This is a genomic window from Actinophytocola sp., from assembly GCF_036402745.1.
In the GTDB taxonomy this organism is placed as follows: Bacteria; Actinomycetota; Actinomycetes; order Mycobacteriales; family Pseudonocardiaceae; genus Actinophytocola.
The window spans coordinates 1-22545 of record NZ_DASWSJ010000035.1 but is presented as its reverse complement, the minus strand read 5'-3'; the positions used below and the strand labels follow the sequence as shown (position 1 = coordinate 22545).

Here is a 22545-nt window from a genome sequence, read left to right as displayed (position 1 = left end):
CGCCCGTCAGGTCACGTCGTCGAAGCCGGCCGTGCGTTCCGGCACGCTCGGGTCCGGTGCGGGCTTGTCCGGCACGTCCTCCGGCTTGAGGTCGTAGTCCTCCGGGTCACCCCAGCCCTCGGCGACGGCCTCGCGGTCCTTCTTGCGGTCGTGGATCCGGGCGATCTGCACGGCGACCTCGAACAGCACGGTCATCGCGCCGGCGAGCACGAGCATGCCGATCGGGTCGGTACCCGGCGTGGCGATGGCGGCGAACACGAACAGCGCGAAGATGATGCCGCGCCGCCAGTTCTTGAGGTTGCGGTAGGGCAGGATCCCGATCCGGTTGAGCATGGTGATCAGCAGCGGCAGCTCGAAGCTGACGCCGAAGATCATCAGCATCACCAGGACGAACGAGATGTACTGGTCGGCGGCGAGGGCGGTGATGAACTGGTCGCCACCGAAGCTGACCAGCACCGCCAGGCCCTTGGGCACCACGTAGTAGGCCAGCACGGCGCCGCAGGCGAACAGGAGGGAGGCCAGCACGACGAAGATGCGGGTGAACTTCCGCTCGTTGTCGTACAGGCCCGGCGTGATGAACGCCCAGATCTGGTACAGCCACAACGGGCTGGTCAGCACCGCGCCCGCGGCGAGCCCCACCTTGAACTGGACCAGGAACGCCTCGAACGGCTGGGTCTGCAGCAGCCGGCAGTCCGCACCGGTGAGCCGGACGTCGGCCGGCAACGAGCAGTACGGCGCGGTCATCAGGTGACCGAGCGACGGGATCGGACCGACCCGCCACTGGAACCACAGGAACCCGAGGATGCAGCCGACCAGGAGGCTCAGTAACGCCAGGCCCAGCCGGTGCCGCAGCTCGTACAGGTGATCCCGAAGGGACATAGTGCCGTCGGGATTGTGCCGGCGGCTGCGAAGCTTCTTCTTCTCGCTGCCGCCTTCGTCCCGGCGGTGCGTTCTGCGCGCCACCGTTCAGGATCCGTTCTCTCAGCCTGCGTTCTTGTTCTGCTGCGCCTGCTCGACGGGCTGCGCGCCGTTGACCGGCTGCGCGCCGTTGGTCGTGGCGTTGGTCTGCGCGGGCGTCGGCGGCTGGGCCTGCGGCAGCTGCTGCTGCACGACGGGCTGGGCCGGCGTGGCCGGGGTGTCGGCGGTGTCGTCGCCGCCCCGCATGCCCTTGGTCTCTTCCTTGAAGGCCTTGGCGGACTTGCCCAGCGAACGCGCCATCTCCGGCAGCTTCCTGGCTCCGAAGAGCAGGATGATCACCCCAGCGATGATCAACAGCTCGGGTACACCCAAGTTACCCACGGTCATCCTCCTGTCTCCCCCGGCGCCCTGATGGTACGTCAGCCGAGGCATGCTTCACCCGATCGCGGGTCTCCTTCATCGCAACCCCCAAGGCCGCGGAACGGGCCCGGAGCGTGCCGGTCTCGTCGTTGATCCGGGCGTTGACCACCGCGGCCGTGGCGGCGAACCGGCGCACGGTGCGGAGCACCCGGGTGACAACCACTACGAGCAGCACCAACCCTACGGCGACCACGATCCAGGTCGGCAGGTACGACATCACGGTTCATACCGTAGTGGGCGTGTGGTCATGGTGGGGTGAGCGCCTCGGTGACCGGCACCCGGCAAGCCGCCGATCACGGGGTTACCGAGAGCTGTCCGGCACGTGCCAGGGCCCGCCTTGCTCGGTCGCGCAAGCTCACCGCCAGCTCGGCCGGCTCCTCGACCGTGACGTCGCCGCCCAGGCCCAGGAGCAGCCGGGCCATCCACGACAGGTCGGCGTAGCGCATCCTGATCCGGAGCCGGCCGCCGTCGAGCTCGGTGACCTTCTCGACCGGGTAGTACTCCGACACCCAGCGCGCGTCGGGCTCGAGCACGAGCTGGGCGACGGCCTGGTCGGGCTGCTCGCGGAACAGGCCCGCGGTGGTGTCGGTCTGCTCGGCGTAGGGCGGCGGCACGGCGGGCTCGTCGAGCTCGGTGACCTCGTCGATGCGGTCGAGGCGGAAGAGCCGCACGTCCTCGGCGCGCCGGCACCAGGCCTCCAGGTAGCTGCGCCCCTCGACGATGAGCATCCGCATCGGGTCGACCGTGCGCTCGGTGATCTGGTCCTTCGACGCCGTGTAGTAGCTCATGTGCAGGGCACGCCTGGCCTTGAGCGCGCTCTGCACGATCTGGCGGGACTTGACCGTGCGCTCGCCCTCACGGACGCCGAGCCCGACGGCGACCCCGGCTGGCTGGGCCTGCCCGGCCGCGGCCTCGATCTTGGCGACCGCGCGGCGCACGGCGTCGGCGTCGGCCACGCCGGGCGTCTCGAGCAGCGTGCGCAGCGCGACCAGCAGCGCGGTGGCCTCGGCGCCGGTGAGCCGCAGCGGGCGGTTCATGCCGGCGTCGAAGTTGACCGAGATGGTGTCGCCCTCGAAGGACAGGTCGATGAGGTCGCCGGGGCCGTAGCCGGGCAGCCCGCACATCCACAGCAGCTCCAGGTCCTTGCGGAGCTGCTTGACGGTGACGCCGAAGTCGGCGGCCACCTCGTCGACCGGGATGCCCGGCCGGGCGATGAGGTACGGCACCAGTGCCAGCAGGCGTGGCAGCCGGTCCTGCGATCCAGTCACGACTTCCCCCCGGAACCGTCCGCCACCGCGAGCAGCCGCTCGTGCACCGACTTGCGCAGCACGTCCGGCTCGAGGACGACCGCGTCCTCGCCGTAGCCGGCGATCCAGCTGGCCGACGAGTCGGTGTGGAAGACCTCCAGCTCGACGACGTGTCCCTCGACGCCGTCGATGGTGCGCTCGCCGACCACGGTGGCCCGGCGGCGCAGGCCGGCCGCGCGGTTCTTGGCCAGCCACAGCCGGACGAGCGAGGTGTCCGGCGGCTCGCCGCTGCTCTTGGCGACGAACTGCAGCAGGTCGACGTCGGCCGGGCGGGTGACCACGCCGGTGCGGCCGAACGCCTGGACCTCGCCCACGATGCGGGACAGCCGGAAGCAGCGCGGCGCGGCGCGGTCGCGGTCGTGGCCCACGACGTACCAGCGGCCACGCCACGACACGACGCCCCACGGCTCGAGCGTGCGCCTGCGGAGCTCGGCCGGCGTGGGGCGGCGGTAGTCGAACGCGACCGCCTGGCCGGCCTGGACCGCGGCGAGCAGCGGCCCGAACGCCGGCTCGGTGGTGCGCACCTTGGGCTCGACGACCGACGGCACGCCCTGGTCGACGTCGACCCCGGCGGCGCGGAGCTTGAGCAGCGCGCCGGCCGCCGCACCGGTGAGCTCCGGGGAGTCCCAGAGCCGGACCGCGAGCGCCACGGCGGCGGCCTCGTCCGGCTCGAGGTCGATGTCGCCGAGCTCGTAGTCGCGGCGGGCGATCCGGTAGCCGTCGACGAGGTCGAAGGTGGAGGTGCGGCCGGTCTCGAGCGGGACCCCCAGGTCACGCAGCTCGGTCTTGTCGCGCTCGAACATCCGGAAGAACGCCTCGTCGGTGGGCGCGTCGGAGTATCCGGCCACGAGGGACCGGATGCGTTCGGCGGGCAGGTACTGGCGGGTGGACAGCAGACACAGCACCAGGTTGACGAGTCTTTCGGCGCGTGCGACGGACACGTTTCGAACTCTAGCCCGACTGACGCACCTCAGTCCCCCCAACGCGCCCGGCGATTCGTGCGAACGGTCCGTTCGCACGGTTTCGCTACGGGTGGGCGCCGGCCGGGTGGGTGTGGACGGTGGCCGCGGCCAGGCGGGGGACGTCGTGGCACAGCCGTTGCTCGGCCGCGTGCGCGACGTCGTGTGCCTCGCGGAGGGTGAGGTCGTCCGGCACCGCGAGGTCGACCTCGGCGTGCAGCGCGTGGCCGATCCAGCGCAGCCGCACCGAGTCGACGGCGGCGACGCTGGGCGTGCCCGCGAGGACGCCGCGGGCCTTCGCGACGAGGTCCGGGTCGACCGCGTCCATCAGCCGGGCGAGCACCTGGCGGGCCGCGGACCAGGTGACCGTGACGATGGCGGCCGCGATCGCGAGGCCGACGACCGGGTCGGCCCACCGCCAGCCCAGGGCCGCGCCGCCCGCGGAGAGCAGGACAGCGAGCGAGGTGACGGCGTCGGTGCGGGCGTGCAGGCCGTCGGCGACGAGGGCGGCCGAGCCGATCCGGCGGCCGGTGCGGATGCGGACCTGGGCGGCGATCTCGTTGCCGACGCAGCCGACCACGGCCGCGACCGCCACGGCCGGGAGGTGGGTCACCTCGGCGGGCGCGGCCAGGCGGCGGACGGACTCGACGGCGGCGAACACCGCGGAGGCGGCGATGACCGCGACGACCACGACGCCGGCGACGTCCTCGGCGCGGCCGTAGCCGTAGGTGAAGCGGCTGGTCGCGGGCCGGCGGCCGAGGAGGAACGCGATGCCGACCGGGACGGCGGTGAGCGCGTCGGCGACGTTGTGCAGGGTGTCCGACATCAGCGCGACCGACCCGGACAGCACGACGACGCCGGCCTGGAGGACGGCCGTCGCGCCGAGCACGACGAGCGAGATCCAGAGGGCTCGCATGCCGTCCCGGGAGGTCGGCATGCCGTGCCCATGACCGTGCCCGTGTCCGCGTGCCACGCGGGCATAATACGTGCTCATGCACGCACGCGACGACACTGCAACAGCACCCGACTGGCAACAGCTGCCCCCGGTGGCCCAGGTCGACGCGGCGGTCGAGGGCTTCCGGATGCTGGCCGACCCCACCCGCCTGCGCATGCTGTGGCTGCTGTGCGGCGCCGAGTACGACGTGACGACGCTGGCCACGGCCGTCGGCATCGCCCGGCCGGCCGTGTCCCAGCACCTGGGCAAGCTGCGCCTGGCCGGCCTGGTCACCACCCACCGCGACGGCCGCCGAGCGGTGTACAAGGCGCGCGGCGGCCACGTCCGCCGCTTGCTGGCCGAAGCCGTCGGCGCGGCGGTCCACCACCTCCACGACATCCCCGACCACGACTGACTGGTCTGACCACTTGACCGTCAGGGCTCTGGGTCGGCAAGGTGGTGGGCATGGCATTGCAACCCGTCGCCCGGCGGTCGGTTCCCGACGCCGTGTTCGAGCAGATCCTCGCCGACGTCGTCAGCGGGGAGTTCGCGCCGGGGGACGCGCTGCCCAGCGAGCGACGGCTCGCCGAGGTGCTCGGCGTCTCGCGGCCGGCCGTGCGGGAGGCACTGCAGCGGGTGGCCGCGGCCGGGCTCGTCGAGGTCCGGCAGGGCGACACGACCACGGTCCGCGACTACCGCCGGCACGCGAGCCTCGACCTGCTCCCCCGGCTGCTGGCGCCGCGCGGCGAGCTCGACCTCTCGGTGGCGCGCAGCGTCCTCGAGGCGCGGCTGCACATCGGCCCCAAGGTCGCCGAGCTCGCCGCCGAGCGGGCCGGCACCCGGCTCGACACCGCGCTGCACGACACGGTCACCGCACTCGAGGCGTCGGACGACGCGGTCGAGCGGCAGCGGCAGGCGCTCGTGTTCTGGGACCACATCGTCGACGGCGCGGACTCGATCGCGTTCCGGCTGATGTTCAACAGCCTCCGCGCCGCCTACGAGCCCGCGCTCGCCGTGCTGGCCACGGTGATGGACGCCGAGGTCGGCCGGATCGAGGTCTACCGCGCGCTCACCGACGCCATCGTCGTCGGCCACGCCGCCGAGGCCCGCCGCGTCGCCGAGGACCTGCTCGGGCCCGCCACCCAGGGCCTGCTGACGGTGATCCGGAAGCTGGAGGAGCATCCAGATGACTGACGACACCGAGACCCGGGCGCGGGAGCGGGTCCGCGCCGACGAGGCCGCCATCACCGGATCCCGCCGCCGCCCGATCGGGTTGCGCGCGTCCGCCGCCGCGTTCTGGCGGCATCCGTCGCCGTGGCTGGTCGGCACCGTGCTGGTCGCCGCGCTGACGGCCCGGGTGGTCGTGGGCGACTGGCGGCCCGGCGACGCGCTGACCCCGGTGATCATGGTCGCCGTCTTCCCGTTCTTCGAGTGGGCCGTGCACGTATGCGTGCTGCACTGGCGACCGCGCCGGCTGGGCCGGGTCACCATCGACCCACTGCTGTCCCGCAAGCACCGCGCGCACCACGCCGACCCCCGCGACGTGCCGCTGGTGTTCATCCCCTGGCCGGTGCTGCTGTGGCTGCTGCCCGCGGTCACCGCGATCGGGCTGCTCGCGTTCCCCCGGCCCGGCCTCGGCCTGACGTACCTGACCGTGGTCGCCGTCCTCGCGCTGGGCTACGAGTGGACGCACTACCTGATCCACAGCGACTACCGCCCGCGGACGCGGCTGTACCGGGCGATCTGGCGCAACCACCGGCTGCACCACTACAAGAACGAGCACTACTGGTTCACCGTCACCAGCGCCGGCACCGCGGACCGCGTGCTCGGCACCCACCCCGACCCGCGGCGGGTGACGACCTCCCCCACCGTGCGGGACCTGCACTCCCGGGAAGCGGCCGCCGGCTAGAGCCCTCAGGTGACGGTCTTCATCTCGTCGGCCAGCAGGGCCTCCTGCTCCGGGGTGAGGCCGTTGCCGGACAGGCCGTGGCCCAGGATCAGCATCGCCTTGACCACCGCCTCCTCCCGGACGTCGGCCGGCAGGTCGCGGAGCGGGCCGTCGAGCAGGGCGGCGAGGCCGTGCACCACCGCCCACGCGGCCACCTCGGCGAGCGGGCGCCGCTCCACGCTGAGGTAGCCGACCGCGACCAGCTCGTCGAGTGAGTCGAGCAGCAGCTGGAACGGGTCGCTCTGCTCTCTCGCACGCAAGCCCGGATCGCCGGCGAGCGGGCCCTCCCAGGCGAAGACCGTGCGGAACAGGCCCGGCTGCGCCCTGGCGAAGGCGATGTACCCGCGTCCGAGCGCGGCGAGACTGCCCAGTGCGTAGCGGATGGGATCCTCGGACTGCGGGCGGGCCGCGAGCTCCTTGTGCATCGCCTCGGTGAGCTCGTGGAGCGCGGCGTCCTTCGCGGCGCCGAGGAGCTCCTCCTGGTTCGTAAAGTGTCGGTAGGCCGCGGTCGGGGTGACACCCACCAGGCGGGCCGCCGCGCGGATGGTCACCGAGGCCGGGCCGCCCTGTGCGGCGAGCTCGGCCGCCGCGGCGATGAGCGCGTTGCGCAGGTTGCCGTGATGGTAGGCGCGCTTCGATGAGCCTGAGGAAACCATGAGACCGATGTTGACACCAGCAAACATCGATGGCAAGTTAACAGGCGACAAGTTTACGTCTGTACACATTCCAGCGATGCAGGGGGCATGTCATGTTCGGTCGAATCGGCCGGTTCGTCGCCGGTCACGCTCGCGCGGTTCTCGTCGTGACTGTCCTGGTCCTGATGGGTGCCGGCGCGCTCGGGTTCACCGCGTTCGGCAAACTCAAGACCGACGGCGGCTTCCAGGACCCCGCCGCCGACTCCAGTCAGGCTCAAGAGCTACTCAAGTCGCAGTTCGGCGGCGAGAACGACGTCGTCTTCCTGATGAGCGCGAAGTCCGGCACCGTCGACTCCCCGGCCGTGCGGTCCGCGGCCACCGCGCTCACCGAGCGCCTGCGGTCCGACGCCACGCTCGTCGACTTCACCTCCTACTTCACGACCAACGCGCCGCCGATGAGGTCGGCGGACGGCAAGCACGCGATCGCGGTCGCCAAGTTCGCCGGCAACGGTGACGTCGAGAGCCTCCGGAACGCCTACGACACCGCGAGCGGGCCGCTCGACGTGACCATCGGCGGGCGGGCCGCGGTCGGCACCGACATCGGCGCCCAGGTCGGCAGCGACCTCGCGCTGGCCGAGTCGATCGCGGTGCCGATCATCCTGGTGCTGCTCGTGGTGGTGTTCGGCAGCGTGGTCGCCGCGCTGCTGCCGCTCGCGATCGGCGCGATCGCCGTGCTGGGCACGTTCGCGCTGCTGTCGATCCTCGGCTCGGCCACCGACGTGTCGGTGTTCTCGATCAACCTGACCACCGCGCTGGGCCTGGGCCTCGCGATCGACTACGCGCTGCTGATGGTGTCCCGGTTCCGCGAGGAGCTGGCGGCCGGACGCGACACGACCGAGGCGGTCGTCCGCACGGTCGAGACGGCCGGCCGGACGATCATGTTCAGCGCGCTGACGGTCGCCGTCGCGCTGTCCGCGCTGCTGATGTTCCCGCTGTACTTCCTGCGGTCGTTCGCCTACGCCGGGGTCGGCGTGGTGATCATCGCGATGGTCAGCGCGATCCTGGTGCTGCCGGCGCTGCTCGCGGTGCTGGGCCCGAAGGTCAACTCGGCGCGGCTGCCGTGGGTGAAGAAGACGCCGGGCTCGGTGTCCGCGATGTGGGCCAAGATCGCGAGCACCGCCATGCGCCGGCCGCTGCTCACCGGCGCGCCGGTGGTGATCCTGCTGGCGATCGCCGCGATCCCGTTGCTGCGCGTGGAGTTCGGCACGCCGGACGAGCGGGTGCTGACGACCGCGTCGGAGACCCGGGTGGTGGGCGACGTGCTGCGCGCCGACTTCCCGAGCGACGACAGCAAGGCCATGCAGCTGGTCACCCGCGGCCCGGCCGACGTCACCGACTACGCCGCGCGCCTCTCGCAGCTGCGCGGCGTCGAGTCGGTCGCGACGAGCACCGGCACGTACGTCGACGGCCGGTCGACCGGTCCGGGCAACCCGGCGATGGCCGCGGAGTCGGGCATCCAGCGCCTGACGCTGGCCACCGGCTACGACGCCCACTCGACCGCGGGCCAGGACCTCGTCAGGACGGTCCGCGCGGTGCCGGCGAACGGTGCGGACGTGCTGGTCGGCGGGGAGGCGGCGCGCCTGGTGGACAGCAAGGCCGCGATCTCGAGCCGGCTGCCGCTGGCCGCGGGCCTGGTCGCGATCAGCACGTTCCTGCTGCTGTTCCTCTTCACGGGGAGCGTGCTGCAGCCGCTGCGGGCGCTGCTGTTCAACGTGCTCGGGCTCTCCGCGACGCTGGGCGTGATGGTGATGATCTTCCAGGAGGGCTGGCTGTCCTCGTGGCTCGGCTTCACGCCGCTACCGCTCGACACCAGCATGCTGGTGCTGCTGTTCTGCATCGTGTTCGGGCTGTCGATGGACTACGAGGTGTTCGTCGTGAGCCGGATCAAGGAGATGCACTCGCTCGGCGCTGACCCGCGCACCGCCGTCACCCAGGGGCTCGGGCGCACCGGGCGGCTGATCACCATGGCCGCCGTGTTGCTCGCCGTCTCGCTGCTCGCCTTCGGGACCAGTGGGGTCAGTTTCATTCAGATGTTCGGGATTGGGTCCGGGCTCGCGATTTTGATCGATGCCACGTTGATCCGGGGGGTTCTGGTTCCCGTGGGGATGCGGGTGTTGGGGCGGGCTGCCTGGTGGGCTCCGTCTTGGATGCGGCGGGTGCACGGGCGGGTCGGTCTGTCGGAGGGGCCGTCGCCTGAGTCGCCGGAGGCTCCGGACTCGCCGGAGCGGGAGTTGGTCAAGGTCTGAGGCCTACCATCTGAGGCCTGTCAGAGGGGGCGCCGTGGTTCTGCACGGCGCCCTCTTCCTTGTGGGCTGCTCCTACAGGGAGGCGATCAGCCTTTCGACTCTTTCGTCCACTGCTCGGAACGGGTCCTTGCACAGGACCGTCCTCTGCGCCTGGTCGTTCAGCTTCAGGTGGACCCAGTCGACCGTGAAGTCTCGGCCCGCTTGCTGGGCGGCGGCGATGAAGTCGCCCCTCAGCTTGGCCCTCGTCGTCTGCGGTGGGGTGTCCTTCGCGGCCTCGATCTCGCCGTCGTCGGTGACTCTCGCTACCAGGTCCTTGCGTTGCAGCAGGTCGAAGATCCCTCGGCCGCGGCGGATGTCGTGGTACGCCAGGTCCAGCTGGGCGATGCGGGGGCTCGACAGCTCCATACCGTGCTTCGCGCGGTAGCGCTCCACCAGGCGATGCTTTATCGCCCAGTCGATCTCTCTGTCGATCCGGCCCAGGTCCTGCGCCTCGATCGCGTCGAGGGTGCGGCCCCAGAGCTCGATCACCCGATCGGCGACCGGGTCCGGGGAGCGCTTCGCCACGTGCTCGACTGCTCTGGAGAAATACTCGCGCTGGATGTCCAGGGCCGACGCCTCCCGGCCGCCGGCCAGACGGACCAAGCGGCGGCCCGTGAGGTCGTGGCTGATCTCGCGGATCGCCCTGATCGGGTTGTCCAGGCTGAAGTCCCGGAACTGGACGCCGTCCTCGATCATTTCCAGGACCAGGTTCGCGCTGCCGACCTTCAGCAGCGTCGTCGCCTCGGCCATGTTGGAGTCGCCGACAATCACGTGTAGGCGGCGGTAGCGCTCGGCGTCCGCGTGGGGCTCGTCGCGGGTGTTGATGATCGGGCGGGACCTGGTCGTCGCTGAGGAGACGCCTTCCCAGATGTGCTCCGCACGCTGGGACAGGCAGTACACCGCGCCGCGGGGGGTCTGCAGCACCTTGCCGGCGCCGCAGATCAGCTGCCTCGTGACCAGGAAGGGCAACAGGACATCAGCGATCCGGGAGAACTCGCCGGCCCTCGTGACCAGGTAGTTCTCGTGGCAACCGTAGGAGTTGCCCGCCGAGTCGGTGTTGTTCTTGAACAGGAAGATATCCCCGCCGATGCCCTCGTCGGCCAGCCTGCGTTCGGCGTCGACCAGGAGATCCTCGAGGATCCGCTCGCCCGCCTTGTCGTGGGTGACCAGCTGCACGAGGTCGTCGCACTCCGCGGTGGCGTACTCGGGGTGTGAGCCGACATCCAGGTAAAGGCGCGAGCCGTTGCGCAGGAACACGTTCGAGGAACGACCCCAGGACACCACTCGCCGAAACAGGTACCGCGCGACCTCGTCCGGGCTCAGTCTGCGCTGGCCGTGAAACGTACAGGTCACGCCGAACTCGGTTTCGATGCCGAAGATCCGCCGCTGCATTCTCTTAGCCTATGCGCTGATGGCCCGAAGGTGGTCGGGCCTCTCCGAGGTGAGATGAACGCGTCATCGATCCGAACGGCCGATGAACGGCGTCCGCCCTAGTCAGAGCCGTTCGAGTCACCGTCCGGCCTGGGGTCGATCGGCTCGCCCTCCGGCTTCTCGTCCGGCTCGGAACCCGCCGGCAGGACCGCGGTGAGGGCCGCGCCCTCGATGCGGCGGAACGCCCGTCGGGGCCGGGACCGCTCGAGGACGGCGACCTCCAGCTTGCCGACGGTCTGCCCACTGTCGCCGTTGCTGTTGGCCGCCGTGGCGCCGGCGGTGAGCGCGCGCACCGCGAACGCCACCGCGTCCTCCAGCGCCATGCCCTCCTCGTAGGAGTCCTTCATGGTGTTGGAGATGGGCTCGGTCTGGCCGCCCATCACCAGGTACTGCGGCTCGTCGACGATGGAGCCGTCGTAGGTGAGCCGGTAGAGCTGGTCGGACTCCGGCGTGGCCCCGACCTCGGCCACGCAGATCTCCACCTCGAACGGCTTGAGCTGGTCGGTGAAGATGGACGCCAGGGTCTGCGCGTAGACGTTGGCGAGCTGCCGCGCCGAGACGTCCTGCGGGTCGTTGGCGTACCCCCACAGGTCGACGTGCCGGATGCCGCCGCGGCGCAGGCTCTCGTACTCGCTGTAGCGCCCCGCCGCGGCGAAGCCGATGCGGTGGTAGATCTCGGAGACCTTGTGCAGCGTGGTGGACGGGTTCTCGGCCACGAACACCACGCCGCCCGCGTACTTGAGCGCGACCACACTGCGGCCCTTCGCGATGCCCTTGCGGGCGTACTCCGAGCGGTCCCGCATCAACTGCTCGGGCGAGGCGTACAGCGGCATGGTCACGGCGATGGCTCCTCGTTCGCGAAGGGGGGTTGGGGTCAGCCGCGGGGCTGGGCGGACCGCTCGGTGACGACGGCCTCGGTCACCGCGGCGGCCTCGTCGTCGGAGAGGTGCACCGTGCCCTCGGCGCCGGTGATGGTGATGATGCTGGGGTAGATCTTGCGGGCCAGGTCGGGACCGCCGGTGGCCGAGTCGTCGTCCGCGGCGTCGTAGAGCGCCTCGACCGCGTGCCGGATGGCGGCCTCGGCGTTGCTGCCCGGGTCGTAGAGCTTCTTGAGCGACGACCGAGCGAACAGCGAGCCGGACCCGACCGAGTGGAAGCCGGCCCGTTCCTCGTAGCGGCCGCCGACCACGTCGTAGGACACGATCCGGCCGGCCTTGGCCGGGTCGCCGGCCGACAGGTCGAACCCGACGAACAACGGCAGCACCGCGAGGCCGGCCATCGCCACGTCGAGGTTGCCCCGGACCAGCGCGGCCAGCTTGTTGGTCTTGCCGTTGAGGGACAGGGTGACGCCCTCGATCTTCTCGTAGTGGGACAGCTCCAGCGTGAAGAGCCGAACCAGTTCGACGGCGATGCCCGCGGTGCCGGCGATGCCCACCGCCGAGTAGTCGTCGGTGACGAACACCTTCTCCATGTCGCGCTGGGAGATGAGGTTGCCCGACGTGGCGCGGCGGTCGCCCGCGATGAGCACGCCGCCGTCGAAGGTGACGGCGACGATCGTGGTGCCGTGGGGCGGCGGCGTGCTCAGGCCGGCCGTCTGCCGGCGTGCCTGCACGGGTTCGGCCGACCCCAGCCCACCGAGCGAGCCGGGGAGCAGGTGGGGGGCCTGCACCCGCAGGAAGTCGGTGAACGAGGACGTTTCGGCCGTCAGGTAGGCAGCCGGCAACGATGCGCCGGGCGTGGCGCGAGAGGGGGTGTGTTCCATGCCTGCTTTCGTTCCTGGTTTACGGATGCCGACCGGGTGTCGGGAAGAACCTACTCGCCACCCTTTTGGACGTATGCGCGGACGAAGTCCTCGGCGTTCTCCTCGAGCACGTCGTCGATCTCGTCGAGGATCGTGTCGACGTCCTCGCCGAGCTTCTCCCTGCGCTCCTGACCGGCCGGCGCGCCGCCGTCGACGTCCTCGTCGCCGTCACCGCCGCCTTGCCGCTGAGTCTGCTCCTGGGCCATGTCGCCTCCCGGATCGGGATTGTTGTCTCAAGATTACCGGCCGGGACCGACATAATCGCGGACCAGCACGGCGATGATCGCTATTCGCTGTCGGCGAACAGCCTGGCGGACCAGTCAGCGGCGGGGTCCCCCGGTGAGCGCGTCGACCAGCTCCTCCGCGGTGGCCGAGGCCTCCAGCAGCTCTCCGACGTGCGCCTTCGTGCCGCGCAGCGGCTCCAGCGTGGGGATGCGGACGAGCGACTCGCGACCCAGATCGAAGATCACCGAGTCCCACGAGGCGGCCGCGATAGCGTTCGGGTAACGCTCCAGGCAGCGGCCCCGGAAGAAGGCCCTGGTGTCCAGCGGCGGGGTGGTGATGGCCGCGGTGACCTCCTCCTCGGTGACGAGGCGCTTCATCGAGCCACGGGTGACCAGCCGGTTGTAGAGGCCCTTCGCGAGCCGCACGTCGGAGTACTGCAGGTCGACCAGGTGCAGCCGGGGCGAGGACCAGCCGAGGCCGTCGCGGGCGCGGAAGCCCTCCAGCAGCCGCAGCTTGGCCGGCCAGTCGAGCCGGTCCGCGCACTCCATCGGGTCCCTGCCCAGCGTGTCGAGGATGTCGCCCCAGGTGCTGAGGACGTTCATGGCGACCGGGTCCTGCTCGGTGCGGTCGAGGTTCTCCGAGATCAGCTCGTGGTAGGCGTGCTGGATGTCCAGGCCGGTGAACTTGCGGCCGTTGGCCAGCTCGACGGTGGCCTTGAGCGTGGGGTCGTGGGAGAGCGTGTGGACCGCGCGGACCGGGTCGGCGAGCTTCAGGTGGTCGAACCGCAGGCCGCTCTCGATCATGTCGAGGACCAGCGCGGTGGTGCCGACCTTGAGGTAGGTGGACATCTCGGCCAGGTTGGCGTCGCCGATGATGACGTGCAGGCGGCGGTACTTGTCGGCGTCGGCGTGCGGCTCGTCGCGGGTGTTGATGATGCCGCGCTTGAGCGTGGTCTCGAGGCCCACCTCGACCTCGATGTAGTCGGCGCGCTGGGACAGCTGGAAGCCGGCCTCCTCGCCGGCCACGCCGATGCCGACCCGACCGGAGCCGACGACCACCTGGCGCGAGGCGAAGAACGGGGTGAGGCCGGCGATCACCGAGGTGAACGGGGTGTTGCGGGCCATCAGGTAGTTCTCGTGGGTGCCGTAGCTGGCGCCCTTGCCGTCCACGTTGTTCTTGTAGAGCTGCAGGCGCGGCTGGCCGGGCACGGTGGCCGCGCGCATGGCGGCCTCCTCCATGATCCGCTCCCCCGCCTTGTCCCAGATGACGGCGTCGCGGGCGTTGGTGACCTCGGGCGCGGAGTACTCCGGGTGCGCGTGGTCGACGTAGAGGCGGGCGCCGTTGGTGAGGATGACGTTGGCCGCGCCGAGGTCCTCGACCTCGGGGTCGGCGGGTGGCATGCCCGGCGCGCCGAGGTCGAACCCGCGCGCGTCGCGCAGTGGTGACTCGACCTCGTAGTCCCACCGCGCCCGCCGGGCACGCGGGATGTCCGCGGCAGCGGCGTAGGCCAGTACGACCTGGGTGGAGGTCAGTACCGGGTTGGCGGTGGCATCTCCGGGAACGGCAATGCCGTACTCGACCTCGGTGCCCATGATCCGGCGCATGTCACCACCCTACGGGGACAGCGGTCAGGACCAGGCAAGGGCGGCTCGATCCTTCCAGTAGGTCTCGGGATCCACCGCCAGGTCCGTGACCTGCGTCACCGCCGGCACGCGCAGGGCGTCGAGATTGCTCCGCAGCTGCCGCGGACCCGAGGGACCCAGCAACACCGTGTCCGCCCACGGCTGGGCCAGCACGGCGGCCAGCGCGACCGCGTCCGGGCCCACCCCGTGCCGGGCGGCGAGGTCCGCGACGGGCCGCGGCGGCGAGACCGCCAGGCGGCCGTTGGCCAGCGCCTCCTTGACCAGCACGTGAGCGCCCGTCGAGTGCGCCTCTGCCAGCGCGGGGCCCACCGACGGCTCCAGCACGTTCCAGGTCGACTGCACCGCGGTGAAGACCGGGACCCCGTGCCGCTCCAGGGCCAGCGCCCGGCGGACCGCGTCGGCCTGGCGGGGGCCGGACGTGGAGAAGCCCACGCGTACCGGGAGCGCCGCGAGGGCGTCCTGCAGCGGGAGGTCGTCGAACAGCGGGCTGTCGACGGTGAGCGAGTGGACCTGGTAGAGCGCGAGGTGTGCGCCAAGCAGCGCCGTGCTCTCCGCCCACTGCTCGGTGAACCGGGCCAGCGAGTGCTCCTTGACCTCGTGGACCGGCGCGTCCGTGCGCCACTCCCCCACGTAGGTGTAGCCCCACTTGCTCGACACCGTCACGTCGGCCGGCGCGCGGGCGCGGAGCCAGCCGGCCAGGAACTCCTCCGCGAGCCCGTAGGAGCGCGCCACGTCGACCCAGCGCACGCCAGCGGCGTAGGCCTGGTCGAGGACGTCCCACGAGGCGGCCCGCATGGCCTCGACCGTGCGGTCCGCGGGCAGTTCGGCGCGGCCGACGTTGAGGTAGGCCGGACGGCCGAGGGCGGCGAGCCCGAGCCCAAGTCGCTCGATGCCCGCCGCCCTCGGGACAGCCATGGGTCTAGAGGTACTGACCCGTGTTGGTGGCCGTGTCGATCGCCCGGCCGGACTCCTGGTTCTTGCCGGTGACGAGCGTGCGGATGTAGACGATCCGCTCGCCCTTCTTGCCGGAGATGCGTGCCCAGTCGTCCGGGTTGGTGGTGTTGGGCAGGTCCTCGTTCTCCGCGAACTCGTCGACGATGGCGTCCAGCAGGTGCTGCACGCGCAGGCCGGGCTGCTTGGTCTCGAGCACCGACTTGATCGCCGCCTTCTTGGCCCGGTCCACGATGTTCTGGATCATGGCGCCGGAGTTGAAGTCGCGGAAGTAGAGCACCTCCTTGTCGCCGTTGGCGTAGGTGACCTCCAGGAAGCGGTTGTCCTCGGTCTCCTCGTACATCCGCTCGACCGTGTGCTGGATCATCGCCTCGATGGTGGCCGCCGGGTCGCCGCCGAACTCCGCCAGGTCCTCGGTGTGGATCGGCAGGGTCTTGGTGAGGTACTTGGAGAAGATGTCCTTGGCGGCCTCCGCGTCCGGCCGCTCGATCTTGATCTTGACGTCGAGCCGGCCCGGGCGCAGGATCGCCGGGTCGATCATGTCCTCCCGGTTGGAGGCACCGATGACGATGACGTTCTCGAGTCCCTCGACGCCGTCGATCTCACTGAGCAACTGAGGGACGATGGTGGTCTCCACGTCCGAGGACACACCGCTGCCTCGGGTGCGGAAGATCGAGTCCATCTCGTCGAAGAACACGATGACGGGCGTGCCCTCCGAGGCCTTCTCCCGGGCGCGCTGGAAGATCAGCCGGATGTGCCGCTCGGTCTCGCCCACGAACTTGTTGAGCAGCTCGGGGCCCTTGATGTTGAGGAAGTACGACTTGGCGTCCTTGGCGTTGCCGTCGCCCCTGCTGGCCGCCACCTGCTTGGCGAGCGAGTTGGCCACCGCCTTGGCGATGAGCGTCTTGCCGCAGCCGGGCGGGCCGTAGAGCAGGACGCCCTTGGGTGGCCGCAGCTCGTACTCGTGGAACAGCTCGGCGTGCAGGAACGGCAGCTCGACCGCGTCACGGATCTGCTCGATCTGCCGGAACAGGCCACCGATGTCGGCGTAATCCACGTCCGGGACCTCTTCGAGCACGAGATCCTCGACCTCGGCCTTGGGCACCCGCTCGTAGGCGTACCCGGACTTGCTGTCGACCAGCAGCGAGTCGCCAGGCTTGAGCGTGGCCTCCCGCAGCGGGTCGGCGAGCCACACGACGCGCTCCTCGTCGGCGTGCCCGACGACCAGCGCGCGTGCCGGCGGCACGCCCTCCTCGACCTCCGCGAGCAGCTCGCGCAGCGTCGACACCTCGCCGATCCGCTCGAACTCACCCGCCTCGACGATGGTCAGTGCCTCGTTGAGACGTACCGACTGACCACGGCGTAACTGGTCCACCTCGACAGCAGGCGACGCCGCGACCCGCATCTTGCGGCCCGCGGTGAACACGTCGACCGTGCTGTCCTCGTGAGCCGCCAGGAAGACGCCGTAGCCGCTGGGCGGCTGGGCCAGGCGATCCACTTCCTCTCGCAGGGCCAGTAGCTGGCTCCGCGCCTCGCGCAACGTCTCGACAAGCTTGGCGTTGCGCTCGGTCAGCTGGCTGACCCGCTCAGACGCCTCGGCAAGCCGCTGCTCGAGCAGCCGCGCGTGGCGTGGCGAGTCCGTCAACTTCCGGCGCAGCAGCGCTACTTCCTCCTCGAGGAACCGGATCTGGGCGGTCTCCGACGGTTCATGCCCAGAAGCCGGCTCGGGTCCAGCGCCGTGCTCGTCGGCCTCCTCTGGCCGACCACCGGGACGATCGTGCTGCATGTCGGCACCTCCTCCCGCTAATTCTCCTACCCCCCACGGTACCGGTGCATACCGACAAAGTAAGAGCATCCACATCTCGGAACCATCGCGTCACATCGCCGAAACCGAGGTCGCGGCCGGTGGGTTGGGCCATCTCAGCGAGTCGGGGAACCGATGACCCGCTACGGTGCGTCAGGTTGAGGGCGACGTCGGGACGCCGGCGTCCACACCAGACTTGGCGACGGGGTCGCCGTGAACAAGGAGATGTACCGATGTCGCAACCGCCGCAGCAGCCAGGTCCCTGGGGAGGACAGCCCGGCTACGGACAGCAGCCAGGCCCTGGTCAGCAGCCTGGTGGCTATCCGCAGCAGGGCGGTTACCCGCAGCAGGGGGGCTATCCGCAGCAAGGCGGCTACCCGCAGACCGGACCGCAGCCGCAGCAGCCCGGCGGATACGGGCAACCGGGGCAATATGGACAGCCCGGGCCGTACGGCCAGCCGGGTGGTTATGGTTACGGTCCGCAGAAGAAAAGCCCCTTGCCGTGGATTCTCGCGGGCGGGGGTGTCGTGGTCGTCGCCGTCGTCGTCGTCCTCATCATCGTGCTGTCCGGCGGCTCGGACACGAGCAGTCCTGAAGGCGTCGCCAAGTCCGCCGTGGACGCGGTGAACAACCAGGACTACGAGGCCGTGGCCAAGATCACGTGCGGCGGGAGCGCCAGCGGCAAGGACGTCGCCAACGTCAGCAAGATGGGCCTGCCGGACGGCGTCACGGCCAGCTTCGAGCTCGGCGCGGTCAAGAAGGACAGCGACAACGCGGCCAGCGCGGAAGTGACCATCAAGCTCGGTGGCAACCTGCCGCCCGAGGCCCAGGGCATGAGCCAGATCAGCGCCACGCTCAAGATGAAGAACGAGAACGGCAGCTGGTGCATCGACAAGCTGCAGCCCAACCTCTGACGGGCGCCACAACTCGATGACGATCGCCGCCGGGCACGTCCCGGCGGCGATCCTCGCATACGGGGCCATACGATGTCGTTCCGTAGGGGAACGGGTCGTTCGACGGCTCCGTCTAGCTAGGTGTTCGCACACATGTTGAAGGAGTCCCGGCCGAGATGACCTACCCACCGCAGCAGCCAGGCCCCTACGGGCAGGACCCGTACGGCCAGCAGCAACCCCCGCAGACTCCGCCCTACGGCGGCCAGTCCTCCTACCAGGGCCTCGGCAGCTACGGCACGCCTCCGCCGCCTCCCCCGAAGAAGCGCAACACCGGCATGATCGTCGCGATCATCGTCATCGTGGTGCTGGTCCTCGGCGGCGGTGGCGTCGCGCTCGTCGTCCTCAACAAGGACGACAAGCCCGCCGCGCAGAACAACAACCAGACCCAGGCACCCAAGTCGAACGACCCCACGACATCGCCGTCGAACGACAACTCGACCAGCAGCGACCCCTCCAGCGACAGCACGTCCGGCAACGCCAGCAACACGCCGGACGACGTGCGCGACGCCTACATGGCCGCCTACGAGAGCAAGAGCTTCACCGAGGTCGTCAGCACCGCCTGCGCGGCCTACAAGAGCAAGTACGGCACCGACACCTCCGAGCTCGAGAGCACCCTCGCGCCCTACGACATCACCGCCACGGCCAGCGGTTCGCCGAGCGTCAACGGCAACACCGCCACCGCCAACATCGACCTCCAGCTGTCCAAGGGCGGCACGACCGAGAAGCCGAGCATCTTCATCAAGATCGTCGAGGAGGGCGGCCAGTGGCGGTTCTGTGGTGAGGGGGAGGCCTGATCACCGACCGACCGCTGGTCCGGCGCGCCGGCATGATCGCCGTGCTGCTGCTGGCCTTGCTGTTGGTGCTCGGTGTCATCGGCTTCGGCGGCTGGCTGCTGTTCGGCCCGGACGACAAGCCGCGAGCCGGCCCGCCGCCGGCCACAAGTACGAGCGCGCCGAAGGCCCCGGGCGGGTCGCCGCCACCGGCGTCGCACGACACCGGTGGCTCGGGCCCGGGCACCGGTGCCGCGTCGTCCGCCGTCAAGGGCCCGGCCCGGTCCGGCGACCTCCAGGCGACCGCGCGGGACTACGTTGACGCGGTGAACGCCCGGGACAAGGCCGCGGCCACCGCGCTCACCTGCGAGCGGGCCGACCCGGGGACGCTGTACTCGGTCACCGGGGGACGCGACGTCCGGCTGGGCAAGGTCGAGGTACTGGAAGGAACGGTCGGCACCGCGCAGGTGACCGTCGGGGACGGCGAGACCGCGTTGTTGCTGGAGAACAGGGAGAACGGCTGGTGCGTGGCGATCTGAGGGCGGTCCGGTGACCGACGACGCGAACCAGGACTTACCTAAGCAGGACTTACCGAAGCAGGACTTACCCGAGCAGGACCCGCCCGAGGATAAGGCCAGCAAGCGCGGTGCCGTCGTCGCGGTCGTCGGCGCGGTCGTCGTGCTCGCCGTCGTGGGCCTGGTGGTCTACCTGCTGGTCAAGCCGGGCGACGGGAGCGACAACGCCAACCCGGACCTGCCGACGATCTCGGACACCGCGCCACCCGGCTCCCCCGCGCCGACGTCCGAGCCGGGCGGCAAGCAGCCGAGCACGGTCGTTCCCGTCCCGCCGCCCGCGGACCAGAACGTGGCCGCCGCCCGCACGGTCGCCGAGCACGCCGCCGCGGCGATCGAGAGCCGGGACATCTCCGCGATGCAGCAGCTGGCCTGCGACCCGAACGCGGTCGGCACGGTCGAGGAGTTCCCGCCCGACGCCACCGCCCGCCTGGTGGAGAACCCGCAGATCAGTGGCAACAAGGCCACCGCACAGGTCGAGCTGACCATCGACGGCAGCGAGCCGACGGTCGTGCCGCTGCCGCTGGAGAAGCGCGGCGACGGCTGGTGCGTGCCCTGACCGGTCAGCCCCGCTGAGCCCGGCGCTGCAACCGGGGCGGCACCACGCCCTCGGCCAGGCGCCGGGCGGTCAGCACGAACGCGGTGTGCGCGACCATCCGGTGATCCGGGCGCACCGCCAGCCCGACCACGTGCCAGGGCCGCATGAGCGTCTCCCACGCCTGCGGCTCGGTCCAGCACTGCTGCTCGCGCAGCGCCTCGGTGACCCGGGACAGCTGGGTGGTGGTTGCCACGTAGATCACCAGCACGCCGCCGGGGATCACACTCCGCGCGACGACCGGCAGCATCTCCCACGGCGAGAGCATGTCCAGGATCGCGCGGTCGACCTCGCCCTCGTGCTCGGCCAGGTCACGCACGTGCAGGTCCCAGTTGTCCGGGCGCTCGCCGAAGAACGTGGTGACGTTGCGCTCGGCGTGCTCGGCGTGGTCGGCACGCACGTCGTAGGAGGTCACCCGGCCGTCGGGCCCCACCGCGCGCAGCAGCGAGCAGGTGAGCGCGCCGGAGCCGGCGCCGGCCTCGAGCACCCGGGCGCCCGGGAAGATGTCGCCCCACATGATGATCTGGCCGGTGTCCTTCGGGTAGATCACCTGCGCGCCACGCGGCATCGAGAGGACGTAGTCGGCGAGCAGCGGGCGCAGCGCGAGGTAGGAGGTGCCGCCGACGGAGCTGACCAGCGAGCCCTCTGGCTTGCCGAGCACGTCGTCGTGGGACACCGCGCCGCGATGCGTGTGGTACTGCCCGCCGGGAGCCAGCACGAGGGTGTAGTGCCTGCCCTTCGGATCGGTGAGCTGCACCCGATCCCCCACCCGAAACGGACCGCTCGCCCTGACCTCGGCCACCCTGCTCCCTCTGTCCTCGCCGTGTGCGTGCCGGTGATCGTCGCAGAGACCCGGCCGAGGCCGAATGGGGGTACCACCACTACTCTGACCCGCGCCACGCAGGGCGCTCATCAGGGGGAGCCATGACGTATCCGCCACAGCCACCCGGCCCGTACGGTCAGCAGCCAGGTCCCTACGGCCCGCAAGGTCCCAACGGGCCGCAAGGTCCCTACGGCCCGCAAGGTCCCAGCGGGCCGTACAACCAGGGCCCCTACAACCAGGGGCCGTACGGTCCGGACGCGTATCCGCCGCAGACGCCGTGGGCCTCGGGTCCACAGGGCGGGTTCCCGGTGGGGCCGCCGCCGTCGAAGCCGCGGACCGGCCTCATCACGAGCCTGATCATCGTGGCGATCCTCGTCGTCGGCGGTGGCGGGGTCGGCGCGTACCTCTTGCTCAGCAAGGACAACAAGGCCAGCGGCGACAGCGGCGGCTCGGACCCCCGATCGGTGGCCGAGACATACGTGAGCAAGCTGAAGACGCTCCTCAACACCGACCTCGCGGACATCGACCTCCAGCCGCTGCGTCCGCTGGCCTGCGCCGACGACTACAGGCGGCTGGACAAGGAGATCTCGGACGCCCGCGACTTCTCCAAGAGCTACAGCGCGTCGCCGGGCAAGGCGCCGCAGTTCGACCTGACGATGAGGAGCTACGAGGCCACGTCCCAGGGCGCCACGTTCACGCTCGTCCAGACCGCCGACGGCGACAAGAGCGAATCGCGGGACATGACGGTGGCCAAGGAGAACGGCGACTGGAAGGTCTGCGGCCTCTACCGCTCCCACGGCCAGCCGTCCACCAGCAGCAGCAGCGGGGAGGACGACCACTCGCCCACCACCAGCCGCCGCGTGCCGCCGAACCCGTTCCCACCGTCGAGCTGAGACTGCCCGCCGGACGGTGTCGAGAGGCGCCGTCCGGCTCCGACTCCTCGGGACGGACCACCGCCCGCGAGGAGACAAACCGATGGACTTCGACCGCCACTGCGCCGAGATCGTCACCCAGACCGAGCTGCTCACGAGCGGTCTGCGAACCGCGGACCTGCGCGCGTCCGTGCCGCCCTGCCCTGGCTGGAGCCTCGGGAACCTCGTGCGCCACATCGGTGGCGGGCACCGCTGGGCAGAGGAGATCGTCCGCACCCGCGCGACCGAGTTCCGGCCCGACGACCAGGTCCGCAAGCTCGACGGCGACGACTCCGCCGACCTGCCCGCCGCCTGGCTCCTCGACGGCGCCAGCAGGCTCGCCGAGACCCTGCGCGCGGCCGGGCCCGACGCCGCGCTGTGGACCCCGTTCGAGTACGCCACCACCGCGTTCTGGGCCCGCCGGTTCGCCCACGAGACCCTCGTCCACCGCGCCGACGCGACCCTCGCCGCCGGGGTCGGGTTCGAGGTGTCCCCCGAGATGGCCCTCGACGCGATCGACGAGTGGGTGGAGCTCGACGTCAACCCCGCGCACTTCGACCTCACCCCGGACAAGCGCGACGTCCTCGGCCCGGGGCGGAC

At 70.8% G+C, this 22545-nt stretch carries 25 protein-coding genes; 10 read left to right on the top strand and 15 right to left on the bottom strand.

The window, feature by feature from the left end; all coding sequences use genetic code 11:
* Window positions 1–6 precede the first annotated feature (6 nt).
* The 6 genes from tatC to VGD70_RS03155 all read right to left on the bottom strand — a co-directional run bounded on the left by tatC (window position 7) and on the right by VGD70_RS03155 (window position 4577).
* Window positions 7–963, bottom strand: a complete 957-nt coding sequence (gene tatC, locus VGD70_RS03180; protein WP_414637878.1) for a twin-arginine translocase subunit TatC — start codon at window positions 961–963, stop codon at window positions 7–9.
* An 18-nt stretch (window positions 964–981) separates the two neighbouring features.
* A complete protein-coding gene (tatA, locus tag VGD70_RS03175) occupies window positions 982–1305 on the bottom strand; it encodes a Sec-independent protein translocase subunit TatA (RefSeq protein ID WP_331077911.1) in 324 nt (107 codons plus the stop codon).
* On the bottom strand, window positions 1292–1555 hold the full coding sequence (locus tag VGD70_RS03170; protein ID WP_331078009.1) for a bacteriophage holin: 264 nt from the start codon (window positions 1553–1555) through the stop codon (window positions 1292–1294). The genes tatA and VGD70_RS03170 overlap by 14 nt, the downstream gene beginning before the upstream one ends.
* Window positions 1556–1631: 76 nt before the next feature.
* On the bottom strand, window positions 1632–2606 hold the full coding sequence (locus VGD70_RS03165; RefSeq protein WP_331077909.1) for a WYL domain-containing protein: 975 nt from the start codon (window positions 2604–2606) through the stop codon (window positions 1632–1634).
* Window positions 2603–3586 (bottom strand): helix-turn-helix transcriptional regulator, encoded by a 984-nt coding sequence (locus tag VGD70_RS03160; protein ID WP_331077907.1) that lies wholly within the window; start codon window positions 3584–3586, stop codon window positions 2603–2605. The genes VGD70_RS03165 and VGD70_RS03160 overlap by 4 nt, the downstream gene beginning before the upstream one ends.
* An 85-nt stretch (window positions 3587–3671) precedes the next feature.
* Window positions 3672–4577, bottom strand: coding sequence for a cation diffusion facilitator family transporter (locus VGD70_RS03155; protein ID WP_331077905.1), 906 nt, complete (start codon window positions 4575–4577; stop codon window positions 3672–3674).
* Between the two features lie 19 nt (window positions 4578–4596).
* On the opposite strand from VGD70_RS03155, the gene VGD70_RS03150 reads away from it, so the two are divergent.
* Genes VGD70_RS03150 through VGD70_RS03140 form a run of 3 tightly spaced genes read left to right on the top strand, consistent with a single transcriptional unit; the run spans window position 4597 to window position 6447 of the window.
* Window positions 4597–4953 (top strand): metalloregulator ArsR/SmtB family transcription factor, encoded by a 357-nt coding sequence (locus tag VGD70_RS03150; protein WP_331077903.1) that lies wholly within the window; start codon window positions 4597–4599, stop codon window positions 4951–4953.
* A gap of 50 nt (window positions 4954–5003) precedes the next feature.
* On the top strand, window positions 5004–5732 hold the full coding sequence (locus VGD70_RS03145) for a FadR/GntR family transcriptional regulator (protein WP_331077901.1): 729 nt from the start codon (window positions 5004–5006) through the stop codon (window positions 5730–5732).
* The gene (locus VGD70_RS03140; RefSeq protein ID WP_331077899.1) at window positions 5725–6447 is read left to right on the top strand and encodes a sterol desaturase family protein; all 723 of its coding nucleotides are present in this window, start codon (window positions 5725–5727) and stop codon (window positions 6445–6447) included. The genes VGD70_RS03145 and VGD70_RS03140 overlap by 8 nt, the downstream gene beginning before the upstream one ends.
* A 5-nt stretch (window positions 6448–6452) precedes the next feature.
* On the opposite strand, the gene VGD70_RS03135 is transcribed toward VGD70_RS03140, so the two are convergent.
* Window positions 6453–7142, bottom strand: a complete 690-nt coding sequence (locus VGD70_RS03135) for a TetR/AcrR family transcriptional regulator (RefSeq protein ID WP_331077898.1) — start codon at window positions 7140–7142, stop codon at window positions 6453–6455.
* Window positions 7143–7288: 146 nt separating this feature from the next.
* On the opposite strand from VGD70_RS03135, the gene VGD70_RS03130 reads away from it, so the two are divergent.
* Window positions 7289–9427 carry an MMPL family transporter gene (locus VGD70_RS03130; RefSeq protein WP_331077896.1) on the top strand — a complete coding sequence of 713 codons (2139 nt, stop codon included), beginning with the start codon at window positions 7289–7291 and terminating at the stop codon, window positions 9425–9427.
* 72 nt (window positions 9428–9499) lie between these two features.
* Here the strand turns inward: VGD70_RS03130 and pafA are convergent, their stop codons facing one another.
* The 7 genes from pafA to arc all read right to left on the bottom strand — a co-directional run bounded on the left by pafA (window position 9500) and on the right by arc (window position 17303).
* On the bottom strand, window positions 9500–10858 hold the full coding sequence (gene pafA / locus VGD70_RS03125) for a Pup--protein ligase (RefSeq protein ID WP_331077894.1): 1359 nt from the start codon (window positions 10856–10858) through the stop codon (window positions 9500–9502).
* Between the two features lie 98 nt (window positions 10859–10956).
* Entirely contained in the window at window positions 10957–11736 is a 780-nt protein-coding gene (prcA, locus tag VGD70_RS03120; protein ID WP_331077892.1) for a proteasome subunit alpha, read from the bottom strand.
* Between the two features lie 35 nt (window positions 11737–11771).
* Window positions 11772–12659 carry a proteasome subunit beta gene (gene prcB, locus VGD70_RS03115; protein ID WP_331077890.1) on the bottom strand — a complete coding sequence of 296 codons (888 nt, stop codon included), beginning with the start codon at window positions 12657–12659 and terminating at the stop codon, window positions 11772–11774.
* Window positions 12660–12709: 50 nt separating this feature from the next.
* The gene (locus VGD70_RS03110) at window positions 12710–12904 is read right to left on the bottom strand and encodes a ubiquitin-like protein Pup (protein ID WP_331077889.1); all 195 of its coding nucleotides are present in this window, start codon (window positions 12902–12904) and stop codon (window positions 12710–12712) included.
* A 114-nt stretch (window positions 12905–13018) separates the two neighbouring features.
* Window positions 13019–14527, bottom strand: coding sequence for a depupylase/deamidase Dop (gene dop / locus VGD70_RS03105; protein WP_331077887.1), 1509 nt, complete (start codon window positions 14525–14527; stop codon window positions 13019–13021).
* Window positions 14528–14551: 24 nt separating this feature from the next.
* Window positions 14552–15481: an aldo/keto reductase gene (locus VGD70_RS03100; protein WP_331077885.1), complete on the bottom strand. Its 930-nt coding sequence runs from the start codon at window positions 15479–15481 to the stop codon at window positions 14552–14554.
* 4 nt (window positions 15482–15485) lie between these two features.
* A complete protein-coding gene (gene arc, locus VGD70_RS03095) occupies window positions 15486–17303 on the bottom strand; it encodes a proteasome ATPase (protein ID WP_331077883.1) in 1818 nt (605 codons plus the stop codon).
* A gap of 251 nt (window positions 17304–17554) precedes the next feature.
* Here arc and VGD70_RS03090 point away from each other — a divergent pair, with 251 nt between their 5' ends.
* The 4 genes from VGD70_RS03090 (at window position 17555) to VGD70_RS03075 (ending at window position 20175) form a co-directional block, all read left to right on the top strand.
* Window positions 17555–18235, top strand: coding sequence for a hypothetical protein (locus VGD70_RS03090; protein ID WP_331077881.1), 681 nt, complete (start codon window positions 17555–17557; stop codon window positions 18233–18235).
* Window positions 18236–18390: 155 nt separating this feature from the next.
* Window positions 18391–19068 carry a hypothetical protein gene (locus VGD70_RS03085; RefSeq protein WP_331077879.1) on the top strand — a complete coding sequence of 226 codons (678 nt, stop codon included), beginning with the start codon at window positions 18391–18393 and terminating at the stop codon, window positions 19066–19068.
* A gap of 32 nt (window positions 19069–19100) precedes the next feature.
* Window positions 19101–19583, top strand: a complete 483-nt coding sequence (locus VGD70_RS03080; RefSeq protein WP_331077877.1) for a hypothetical protein — start codon at window positions 19101–19103, stop codon at window positions 19581–19583.
* Between the two features lie 10 nt (window positions 19584–19593).
* Window positions 19594–20175: a hypothetical protein gene (locus VGD70_RS03075; protein WP_331077875.1), complete on the top strand. Its 582-nt coding sequence runs from the start codon at window positions 19594–19596 to the stop codon at window positions 20173–20175.
* A 4-nt stretch (window positions 20176–20179) separates the two neighbouring features.
* Here the strand turns inward: VGD70_RS03075 and VGD70_RS03070 are convergent, their stop codons facing one another.
* Window positions 20180–21013, bottom strand: a complete 834-nt coding sequence (locus VGD70_RS03070) for a tRNA (adenine-N1)-methyltransferase (protein WP_331077873.1) — start codon at window positions 21011–21013, stop codon at window positions 20180–20182.
* Window positions 21014–21135: 122 nt separating this feature from the next.
* Between VGD70_RS03070 and VGD70_RS03065 the strand changes: the two genes are divergently transcribed.
* Both VGD70_RS03065 and VGD70_RS03060 read left to right on the top strand, forming a co-directional pair.
* Window positions 21136–21927: a hypothetical protein gene (locus VGD70_RS03065; RefSeq protein WP_331077871.1), complete on the top strand. Its 792-nt coding sequence runs from the start codon at window positions 21136–21138 to the stop codon at window positions 21925–21927.
* Between the two features lie 82 nt (window positions 21928–22009).
* Window positions 22010–22545 (top strand): maleylpyruvate isomerase family mycothiol-dependent enzyme (locus VGD70_RS03060; protein ID WP_331077869.1); only part of this gene is annotated, 536 nt, incomplete at its 3' end.